This window comes from Zobellia galactanivorans (assembly GCF_000973105.1).
Taxonomy (GTDB): Bacteria; Bacteroidota; Bacteroidia; order Flavobacteriales; family Flavobacteriaceae; genus Zobellia; species Zobellia galactanivorans.
The window spans coordinates 4392943-4404483 of record NC_015844.1 but is presented as its reverse complement, the minus strand read 5'-3'; the positions used below and the strand labels follow the sequence as shown (position 1 = coordinate 4404483).

Sequence of the window (11541 nt, the reverse complement as noted above, 5' to 3'; positions counted from 1 at the left end):
CCTATCATTACCCTTTTAGTCCTATTTATGAGTCAACGTTACGGATAGCCCCCATTTTATCAATAGTACCCATCCCAAACCAAAACACTCTGATGACAGGGCCAGCACTGTCTATTCGGATATTTAGACCATATGCATGATCAAAATCATAACTGAAAGGAATGAGTGGAACGACCTCATAAAAAAAGTCGACCACTGTGACTTTTACCATACCTACCACTACCACTACCTCTCAAAAGGAGATGATGAAACCCCTATTCTGATTCATTACGAAGAAGAAGGTACTCATATCATCCTCCCCCTAATGTTACGGGAAATAGAGGGCACCTGTTACAAGGACGTTACCTCTGTGTATGGCTATGCAGGCCCGCTATGTAGTACCAAGAAGCTTAATTTCGACAACACCAATTTCAAAAACGAATTACAAAAGCTATTCTTGGCACACAAAGTGGTATCCGTTTTTTCAAGACTCCATCCCTACATTGACCACCAAGATGAAATTCTGGCCAATATTGGGGAAATCTATAGCCCTGGTGAGGTAGTTTACATTGATCTCACCCTACCACTTGATCTACAACGGCAACAGTACAGTAGTCGCTTAAAGACTTATATCAATAAATCGCAAAAGCTCTGTTCCGTTCGTAAAGGGACTTCGGAAGAGGACATCCGGACCTTTATCGAAATCTATTACGAAAACATGAGAAGGGTAAACGCCGATGAAAGTTATTTCTTCAGTGACCGTTACTTCTACCAGCTCATGCTCAGTTCGTTCTTTGAAACGGAACTATTGCTATGCGTATTAAACGAGACCAATGAAGTCATCGGTGGCGCCATGTTCATAAAGACCGACGAAATAGTACAATACCATTTGTCGGGACATAAAGAAGAATTCTTGCACCTCAATGCCATTAAACTGATCATTGACACCATGCGCATCAATGCCACCGAAGAAAAATACAAGTATTTCAACCTCGGTGGTGGAAAAGGCGTTAAGAGCGATACGCTCTTTGCCTTTAAGTCCACTTTTTCAAAAAACCACAGACCTGCTAAATTTTGGAGATATGTAGTAAACCCTAAAGTGTACAAGGAACTCGTAAAAATGAACGAGGACCAACGGTGTGAAAGTACCAATGATGGCGAAAGCAACTTTTTTCCCGCCTACCGACAAATACCAAAATCCAATTAATCCCAGTCCGTTTTGATAAAAAATAATCCCTTTCTATCAGACACCTACACCTCGATTTGGTCGAATCATTTTGACGGAGGCAAGAAGCCCTTGACTGTCGATTTTTTAGAAAACATACAATTTTACAAGTATGCGGGACTCCCCCTTTATATCAATTCAGGAAAAACCCTTACCAAGGGTATGGACTATCGATTACACCCCGCGCCTATAAACGACCATAAAAAAAAGGTATTTCTCATTTACGATGTCCCTACCTATTTCAATACCATTCGCGACATCCCCGAAAATACCACTTTAAAGTTGCTCCGATCCAAGCAATACCCCGGCTTTGCCATCGAATTAGGGCCATACACCAACTTTAACGAGTATATGCTCGCTACCTTCGGCAAGAGCAGCAGGTACAAGTTGAACAAATACAAAAAGCGTTTTGAAGCCTGTTTCGATATTAGATACAAAATGTACCACGGGGACATCGGCAAAGAAACCTACGATTTTGTATTTGATTCTTTTAAGGAATTACTCACCAAACGATTTGACGACAAACAAATCACCAACAATAATCTCAATCCGGAAGAATGGCAGTTCTATTACGATGTCGCCTATCCGTTGATTCTTGAAAAAAAAGCCTCCCTATTCGTTATTTACGACAGGGAAAAACCGATCGGGGTAACCTTGAACTATCATTCCGACAGCGTTCTCTTTGATGCTATTACCGTTTTTGATATTGATTACGCCAAATTCCATTTGGGTTCGGTGACCATTATGAAATTGATAGAATATTGCCTAGCGGAAAAAATAGAAGTATTCGATTTTTCCAAAGGTTACTTTGATTATAAAACGAGGTGGTCGAATACGACCTATGATTTTGAATATCATATTTTCTACGACGCCTCATCCCTTATCGCCAAGACCTTGGCGTCTACTTTGAAGCGATTCTTCGATTTCAAACAAAAGCTGCGCGATAAGAACATAAACGAAAGATTGCATCGGTTCACTTATAAACTAAGGCATAGAAAATCCGAAGTCAAAACTATAGATGCTCCCTTTACATTTCATGATATTTCTTCGGACCCCCTACCCAATGGGCTTACCGAAGTCGATTTAAACCTGGCCGAGAACCATAAATTAAAAATGCTGGCGTTTGAATTCTTATATCTGAACGATGAGTGTTTTACCTCGCTTAAAGCGTTCACCGACCTAACCGACCAATATTATTTTATAGGGACGAAGAAAAAAGTGAAAGTTTCCATAACTTAATTCGACCTTGAAGAGATTACAACAATTAAGGATAAATAACATCAATAAAAATAGATAACAGTGCTGTTCAACTCACTCGATTTTTTGATTTTCCTTCCAGTGGTATTCATACTATATTGGTTCGTTTTCAAAAAGAGCCTCAAGGTGCAGAATCTATTGGTCATTGCAGCCAGTTATGTCTTCTATGGCTGGTGGGATTGGCGTTTTCTTATCCTTATCTTTTTCAGTACCGTTCTCGATTTTTTCGTTGGCCAGCAAATTTTTAAAAATCAAGACAATAAGCAAAGAGCCAAATATTGGCTATGGGTAAGCGTTGCCTTTAACTTGGGCCTATTAGGCTTCTTTAAATACTACAACTTTTTTGTAGACTCGTTTATCGAGGCGGTTAGCGCCTTGGGCTACAACATTAAAAGCGTATGGACCTTACGTATCATCCTACCCGTAGGTATCTCCTTCTACACTTTTCAGACCATGTCATATTCATTTGACATCTATTACAAAAAGCTCGAGCCCACCAAAAATTTCATCTCCTTCGCAGCTTTTGTAGCTTTCTTTCCGCAATTGGTAGCGGGCCCCATAGAAAGGGCCTCCAACCTATTGAACCAAATCAATACCCTCCGTAGTTTTAAATACGAACAGGCCAGTAGCGGATTAAAGCTTATTCTTTGGGGCTTTTTTAAAAAACTCGTTATCGCCGATTCCCTAGCCCCCATAGTTGATGATATTTTTACGAACTATACCGACTACCCGGCCTCTACCTTGATTCTTGGGGTCTCGCTTTTTAGCTTTCAAGTGTATGGTGATTTCAGTGGCTATACCGATATCGCCATCGGTACGGCAAAACTCTTTGGGGTAGAGCTGATGTCCAACTTCAAATTCCCCAATTTTTCACGGAACATTGCTGAATATTGGCAAAGATGGCACATTTCGCTCAGCACATGGTTCAGACATTACCTCTACATTCCTATGGGAGGGTCGCGGGTGAGTAAATTAAAGTCATTGCGAAACATTGCCGTCATTTTTTTGGTCAGCGGACTTTGGCATGGGGCCAATTGGACCTTTGTTTTTTGGGGAGGAATTCATGCCTTGCTCTATATGCCCGTATTTTTAATGGGCCGAAACAGGATTTATGCCGACAATGTTATAGCCGAACGTACTTGGCTTCCGAGCATTACTGAAATCCTTCAAGTGTTACTGACTTTTATTCTCGTAACCTTTTCGAGGATATTCTTCCGGTCGCCCACCCTATCCTCATCCTTCGATTTTATCGAAAGAATAGGAAGTAATTTTTATTACGAACCCTATATGCACCCCATGGGCTATAGAATGTTCGATTTTTATTTACTGATAGCCCTGTTTACCTTTTATGAATATTTGATACGAAGGGATGAACGCAACCCGTTCAAGTTTAAATCGCCCGTAGTCCGGTTTCTCTTGTATACCCTAGTGGTTTTGAGTATATTATTGTTCTATGACGATGGGGTCAACCGTTCGTTCATTTATTTTCAATTTTAAGATAGGATGAAAAAGTTTATTCTAAAATCCGTTCTCTATATGCTTCTGATCCTCCTATTATTGGAAGTGATCGTAAGGGTATTCCATCTCTATACCGAAGACCCTCCTCGCTTTATTGATGCATATGGAGTTGAAAAACGAGTGCCCGACCATAGTGGATACGCTGTTACAGGCAATAGAAACCAAAACTTCTCTGAATTCCATATCAACAAGGCGGGCTTCAATTCCTTCCGAGAGTTCACGCCTTCAGCGGACAAGTTTGAACTGGCCTTGATCGGGGATTCCTTTATTGAAGGTTTTCACCAAGACGTTTCAAACTCCATAGGCAAGCAAATTGAAATTCAGACCGAAGGTATAGAAGTATATGAATACGGATACGCCGGCTATGACTTTGCCAACCAGATGCATTTGGTACATGCCTATAAGAACGATTTTCAACTCATAGACCAAATCATCTTATACCTAAATTACGATAACGACTTAAACCGAGGGGTTTACGAACCAAATAAGGACCGGATCAAAATGCTCTCCTCTACCCTTTTTAAAATACGCGACAATATCAAACTACTGGCCTACGGCAGCAAAATAGGGATTATAGAGCCCCTCAAAAAATTGGCCCAACGTGGCGTAGCCTTTAACGACACCAAAGAAGGCTACCGTACCAATGAACTTACCCTAGACAGTGAAGACGAAAAGTTAAAACGCGACCAAAAAAGAATAGCCAATTTCAAAAGCTTGATCCACCTTTACGGTTTTGACAAAACTAAAACCACCCTGCTGCTAGACCGTAGAAAAACCAGTAAACGCTTCTTGGACTTCTGTCAGAGCAATGGGATACGGTACATTGACTTTTCATCCAGTTTTGAGAACTCCAAGAAACCTACGACCCTGATATACGACCACCACTGGAACGCACACGGTCGAGCCCTTATTGCCAAAGAGATAGCCGACTATGTAAAGGAGACCCAAAAGCACTGAACGCGTTAACAAAATTCTTGCACGACCTGCCCCCTATGAACTCCACGAACTTTTTTTTCGACGCCTACACCAAAGAACTGCTGCCGACACATTACAGGCAATTGCAAAACAGGTATACGGGTGACGTGGTCTTTACCAATTCCAATACCGATGAATTTCACTTTGAAGGACCGGCCTTCGTAGTTGAGGACGTACCTGGTTATTTCAAGGTAGAGACCGAAAAACTTCCAAAAAATATAGGGCGCCATACCATAAAACAGTATCCCGGCTTTCTAATCAATTTTGAGAATGTACCTTCCTTAGGCGCTTACCTAAACGAGCGCTTCGGTAAAACGAGCCGCTATAAACTACGTCGAGAGCAAAGAAAACTAGAACAATGTTTTAATATTCGTTATGTCATGTACTTTGGTGCCATGGAAAAACCGGAGTACGATTTTTTAATGGAAGAATTCTATCGACTGTTGGAATTGCGCTCGCTTGAAAAAGGAATCAAGGATAATATCAATTTAGCTACCCAAGATTTTTACCGTGCCAACGTCTATCAAATGATCTTAGACAAGAAAGCTTCATTCTATGTAATTTACAATGGAAAAAAACCTATCGATATCTGCCTGAACTTCCACATGAAAAATGTTATTTTTCAATATATACGAACCTACGATATCGATTATTCGAAGTTCAACACCGGTTACACCGACCTGATGAAGCAGATAGAATGGTGCATTGCCAATGGCGTACGATTGATTACTTTTTCAAAGGGCGATTTTTATTGGAAAAGACGCTGGTGCAATACCGTCTACGATTACAATTACGATATCTTTTTCAAAAAGAATTCCTTAAAAGGAAGACTAAAGGCCCAATTGTACTATCTGATCAAAGCCTTGAAGCAATTTGTTCGCGAAAAAGGCCTTATTGAGAAATATCACGATTTTAGGGACAAACATCGAAAACCCATAAATTTACCGAACGACCCTTCAAAAATTACACGGACCCCGATACCCTTCGAAAAGGAATTCGAAAAAATAGAAGCTATTGATTTTAAGAATAGCAAATTCGATTTTCTTAGACGGACTATTTACGATTTTCTCTATGAGAACGACGAAAAAGAGTCCGAAATTAACATTTATGCAATTTTAGATCATCCAAAATCGTACTTGGTCGTAGGTAAAAAGAGTAAAATATTGCTTTCAAATACTTCCGATAGCCCGATTTTCTGAATAAAAACCGTAAATAAACCTTTAATTTTGCCGTATTTATGCGGTTCATCGAGTTTTTTCCCAATATTTTCTTAAAAAAAATCCAGACATTGCACTTCACCGTATATATTCGCAGTTGAACCCCGTAAACGAGAACACTGTGGCTGATTTAACCAAGACGTCTGAAAATTTCAATATACAATTGTGGCTTGCTGAATTAAAAGAAAATATAATTCTTTCTATTTACCATAAATCCCCCATTATTTTTCTACTCTTTATTAGGTAGTAGAGCACCCCAACCTAGTTTTAATTTAGTCCCCCTTGAAAGACCTGAAACGAAGAATTTCGCGGTTTGATGATCGAAAAGTTCTTTTTACGGACTTTTTTGATACGCTGGTCCACCGTACCGTACACCCTAATTACGCCATACGGTTATGGGCCAAGTTTATGGTTCGTGAGTTGGCCATACCCATGGAGGGCGAACAATTGTTTACCATTCGTACCGAAGCACTTGCCTATCTCGGCAAAAAGCAAGGTCGCTCTACCCTAGAGATCAAATACAAAGATGTAATCACCGAGGTATATCACAGGCTTGTGAATACCGAAAACTTACACGACGTTCCCTTCCCTAGATTCAAAAAATTATTTGAAAGGGCCGACTTTACCGCTGAAATTTCAGTGCAGTTCAAGAACGAAACCCTTATTTCCACTCTCGAACACTTTAAACAAAAGGGATATCGCATTTACCTAATGTCCGATTTCTACCTTTCAAAAAAGGTAATCGAAAAAATTCTTGACTTCCATAAAATAGACCATTTATTCAATGCCGTTTTTCTCTCTAGCAGCGTAGGACACAGCAAAGAAAAAGGTTCATTATACCCCTATGTACTGGACAAACTGTCCTTAGATGCCAAAGAGGTTTTGATGATCGGCGACAATATGGGCAGTGATGTGAACAATGCCCATAAACACGGTATACCCTCATTGCACCTGAAACACTTTTCCCATAAGTTCAGGAACAAAAAGAACCTTTTGGGTTCCGATAAAAACGACTTTAAAAAAGTTTGCCAGACCATTGAATCCCGGTGTAAAAAAAGCGGACATCCGTTTAGCGAATACGTGCTCCATTTTTACTTCTTTACCGAGCGACTTTATATCAATGCCAAAAAAAACAAGGTAAACGACCTGTTCTTCCTTGCCCGCGAAGGACACTTTTTAAAACAACTGTTCGATTGCTACCAAGACATGAACCTGTTCAAGAGCGAGGCGAAAATTCGAACGCACTATCTCAAGGCTTCAAGGCAATCGGCTACTCAACTGGCCCTTCGACCATTGCCCGAAGAAGATTTTGGGGGCTTACTCAAAAGATTCGGAAAGATGTCATTAGATCATTTCCTTGACTGGTTCCCTTTTTCCGATGAGACCAAAAACGATATCAAGCAGGAAATCCCTAAAACTACGGACAGTAACCATGCTGCGTTTTTTCAATCGGAAACCATGCAGTACCTAAGAAGCAGCCCTAGATTTCAAGAGGCCTACGACCAAAACCGCTACGACCAAAAAATGGCATTCCTCAACTATTTGAAATCCTTCGGAGCCGATTTTGATAAAGATGGTCTTGCCCTAGTTGATGTGGGATGGGGAGGCACCATGCAAGAAAGCATATACAAGTTCCTCAAAAGGAAAATACCGGTAACGGGCTACTACCTTGGACTTAAGGAAATATACAATATTGAAAAGGGCACCAAGAGATACGGTTTGAATTTTTCAATCTATCCGAGCCAAGATTTTTCCGATGATGTACTCATGGCCAACGGACAACTTTACGAACAATTGCTGGCAGCGCCACATGGCAGTACCCTATCGTATACCATGGGCGAAAACGGCCAATCCCCCACAGTGGAGTTCCACGAACCCAATGAGAAAATGGTTTTTGACCAATACGTGAGTCCGATTCAGGAATATATGTTTTCCGAATTCAAGAACCTTTTCAACGATTTGCGTGCCATTGACTATTCACAGGCTATGGTACAAAACTACATTACCGACATGGCCTTGCGTACAGGTATTTTTACCAACAGGAAAAAATTAAAGTTCGTAAACCAGATTACAAAGGGGTTTTACCAAAATGTAGGCGAGAATAAAGTAGGCCTTGAGTACAACCCGAACCAAGTTAAAACTTCAAAGGTGGCCCTTATCAAGACATTTTTGAAGTCTCCCGAAAAAGTCTTCCGATATTTGGTGAAAATCAAACCATTCATGTATGCTAAAGGCTATTATTGGATGTCATGGCCCTTAAACCTAACGTACTATTACATTAAGTTTAATTTTTGGGCCAAGCGAAAATGGCTGAACAAAGGTTTGTTATCGTAACTAAAACTTGGTAATAACAAACTCCGACCTTCTATTTTCTTGATGTTTTTCCTCATCGCAATAGGTGTTGTCATCACATTCGTTCAACAAATGGGTTTCGCCATAGGCTTCCGTATCAAGACGTTCAGCCGATACGCCCCGCTTTACCAAATAGGCCTTGGTATGGGTTACACGTCGTTCCGACAACCAATCGTTGTAGGCCGATGTACCCCTTGAATCGGTATGTGAAGTGATTTGAAGCTCCAATTCCGGATATTTCGCCAAAATATCGGCGAGACCGTCAAGAACCTTTTTCGATTTTGCATTTAAATACGAAGAATTCAGGTCGAAATACGCAAAGCCCAGAGCGTCAATCTCATTTCTGATTTCCGTTTCACGCTGTTTTAAGGCATCTAGCCTAGCTTTTTCGGCTGCGGCCAATCGAGCTTCCTCTTTTTCTTTGGCCAGTCTTGCAGCTAGGTCCGCCTCTTCCCTTTCCCTTTCTGCAGCCGCGATCGAATCTTGTTGCTTCTGCCTTTGGGCATCCAACTCCTCGATCAAGGCGAGTTTGGCCTCGCCCTTTTTCGATAGTCCTTTCGTAATTCCAAATTGATATACCACCCCAGCCGCATGCTGTAAGTGATTGGTGGCCTGGTCATTGTTCGCCGCCCATTTTCCCGAAGAACTGAAATCGAGTCCGAAACGATCGGAAAACCAGGTTCTAAACCCAACTACGGCATTATAAGTGGCCCGAGGTTCATTATTGGCTTCCATATAACCCGCACCAACACCCAAGTAGGGGTCGAACCATCCGGTCTGCCCAATGATCTTATTCAAGTCATAGGTCAACCGGGCGTCTATCCCATAATAATCGGTTTCTTCAAGGTTAGTCCTTCCATCGATAAATTTACCCACGGCGTATTTGTTGTAGGTACCGATAGCCTCTACGCCGATTCCACTATCAAAATATCTTCCGATACTGATTCTTGAGGGATATGGCAGTACGTTCCATTGATCTCCCGGAGCCAATAGTTCATCGAACACATCTCCTGAGTCATCTACAATATTATAACCAAGGCCAATAATCCACGAACTTTTTACAATACTGTCCTTTGCTACAAGTTTTGGTTCTTCTTGCGCCTGCAATAGGTTTGCCGTGGCACATAACAATAGAACCATATATTTTATATGGGGTTTCATAAGAATACAATTTGGGTGTTCTCACTACAAAGTAAGAACTATAAGGGCAAGAACCCGAATGTACACTTCGAATGGCACCAATAATCGATAGCCCGTTCAATACCAGCTATATATCGGTTTTACTCTACAATAATTTGCTTTTGGGTAAGTGGTAGGCTATAAATTGAAAACGGACTCGTCAAGGCGGTAGAAGACGCCTCCCCCTTGGTCGTTTCAACGCCTAAGACCAAACGGCTGTCGGATGTATTCTTAACGAACAATCGAGGCAAGGAAGCTCCTTGCTGTTTTCCGGCGCAGTAGATGAGCAACATTTCCTTGCCAAAGTCAACTTCGGGTACCGCCAGTCCCGGTTTTCGGGTTCTGTTGACCTGTGCGTAGAATTTAAGCAGGCTTTTTCTATCGGTAACGACTATCATCCCCTCTTCATCGGTCCCGCTATAAAAATCGCTTTCAATAAGTTGCATTAGGTTTTCCTGTTCGGAAACGTCTTGTTGGCGCCCTCTTTTTTCCTGCCCTTTACAAGATGAGAAAAGTAGAATCAAAACCAAGAAAGCACATTTCATATTACGTCAAAGATTTGTCAAACCTTGCTTTATAGGCCTTTTCATAGAGTGCTTCATATAAGGGCAGCACCTTTTTGATATCGAACCGTTCCGCAGAGGCTACCGCATTTTGTTTAAATTGCTCCAAAGTATCCTCATCTTTCAAAATACGCAAGGCGTTGTGTGCCATATCGGCAACGTCGCCAATATCGCTCAAAAACCCGGTAATACCGTGTTCATTAACTTCAGGTATACCCCCCGCATTACTCGATATTACAGGTACCTTATTGATCATTGCCTCCAAGGCCGCCAAACCAAAACTCTCAGATTCGGAAGGCAAAAGAAACAGATCGGAAAAACATAGAATTCTATCTATTTCATTACTGTTGCCTAAAAATATGACCTTATCGACCAAACCCTTTTCTTCGCACAACCTTTCGGCATTTTCCTTTTCAGGTCCTTCCCCCACCATAACCAACTTGGCCGGTATTTCCTTTTGAATACGGTCAAAGATCTCGATGACATCGGGTATGCGTTTTACCTTCCTAAAATTACTGATATGCGTAATAATTTTCTCGTCGTCCTTAGCCATTAAAGAACGCTGGCAATCGGTAAACGTAAGACTGTAATTTGATTTATCTATAAAATTGGGTACCACCTCGATTTCCTTCTTAATATCGAAGAACTCCATGGTACGTTGTTTTAGGTTTTCGGAAACGGAAGTCACCACGTCGGATTGATTGATACTGAAGGTAACCGCCGGTTTATAGAATGGATGGTTGCCCACCAAGGTGATATCCGTACCGTGCAAGGTCGTTATCATTGGCACATATATTCCCTCTTCCTCCAACATTTTTTTGGCCATATAACCTGCATAGGCATGTGGTATGGCATAATGAACATGAAGCAAATCGATGTTGTGCAACTTCACCGTATCTACCAATTTACTTGACAACGCCAGTTCATAAGGTTGATATTTAAAGAGCGGATATTCGGGTACATGCACTTCGTGGAAGTAAATTTTATTACCTAAGAGCCCTAGGCGCACGGGTTGCTTATAAGTTACAAAATGAACCTCATGCCCTCTATCGGCCAAGGCTATACCTAGTTCCGTGGCTACTACACCGCTCCCTCCAAAAGTTGGATAACAAACAATTGCTATTTTCATCAGTCAAATTTAGCTAAATCTATAAAGTAAGTCGGTAAAAGCCCTTTTTAATTTCAAGACACCGCAAAGTATATGGCAAGTAAACCGAGCATCTTCGCCCAATTCTTTAATTATCAAGGATGTGCCAAAGAATTATAGTTCCTAAAA

At 41.1% G+C, this 11541-nt stretch carries 9 protein-coding genes; 6 read left to right on the top strand and 3 right to left on the bottom strand.

Annotated elements, in window-relative coordinates:
* Positions 1-136 precede the first annotated feature (136 nt).
* From ZOBGAL_RS17670 to ZOBGAL_RS17645, 6 genes are all read left to right on the top strand, one after another.
* Positions 137-1186: a GNAT family N-acetyltransferase gene (locus ZOBGAL_RS17670; RefSeq protein ID WP_013995082.1), complete on the top strand. Its 1050-nt coding sequence runs from the start codon at positions 137-139 to the stop codon at positions 1184-1186.
* A gap of 12 nt (positions 1187-1198) precedes the next feature.
* Entirely contained in the window at positions 1199-2443 is a 1245-nt protein-coding gene (locus tag ZOBGAL_RS17665; protein WP_013995081.1) for a GNAT family N-acetyltransferase, read from the top strand.
* 144 nt (positions 2444-2587) lie between these two features.
* A complete protein-coding gene (locus tag ZOBGAL_RS17660) occupies positions 2588-3958 on the top strand; it encodes an MBOAT family O-acyltransferase (protein ID WP_316932899.1) in 1371 nt (456 codons plus the stop codon).
* A gap of 6 nt (positions 3959-3964) precedes the next feature.
* Complete coding sequence (locus ZOBGAL_RS17655; RefSeq protein WP_013995079.1) at positions 3965-4936, top strand: hypothetical protein; 972 nt, start codon at positions 3965-3967, stop codon at positions 4934-4936.
* A 35-nt stretch (positions 4937-4971) separates the two neighbouring features.
* A complete protein-coding gene (locus tag ZOBGAL_RS17650) occupies positions 4972-6153 on the top strand; it encodes a GNAT family N-acetyltransferase (protein WP_013995078.1) in 1182 nt (393 codons plus the stop codon).
* A gap of 300 nt (positions 6154-6453) precedes the next feature.
* Positions 6454-8505, top strand: a complete 2052-nt coding sequence (locus ZOBGAL_RS17645) for an HAD family hydrolase (RefSeq protein WP_013995077.1) — start codon at positions 6454-6456, stop codon at positions 8503-8505.
* On the opposite strand, the gene ZOBGAL_RS17640 is transcribed toward ZOBGAL_RS17645, so the two are convergent.
* From ZOBGAL_RS17640 to bshA, 3 genes are all read right to left on the bottom strand, one after another.
* Positions 8506-9684, bottom strand: a complete 1179-nt coding sequence (locus ZOBGAL_RS17640; protein ID WP_013995076.1) for an OmpA family protein — start codon at positions 9682-9684, stop codon at positions 8506-8508. It lies immediately after the preceding gene.
* 119 nt (positions 9685-9803) lie between these two features.
* Positions 9804-10247 (bottom strand): hypothetical protein, encoded by a 444-nt coding sequence (locus ZOBGAL_RS17635; protein ID WP_013995075.1) that lies wholly within the window; start codon positions 10245-10247, stop codon positions 9804-9806.
* 1 nt (position 10248) lies between these two features.
* Positions 10249-11394: an N-acetyl-alpha-D-glucosaminyl L-malate synthase BshA gene (bshA, locus tag ZOBGAL_RS17630; RefSeq protein ID WP_013995074.1), complete on the bottom strand. Its 1146-nt coding sequence runs from the start codon at positions 11392-11394 to the stop codon at positions 10249-10251.
* Positions 11395-11541: the final 147 nt, after the last annotated feature.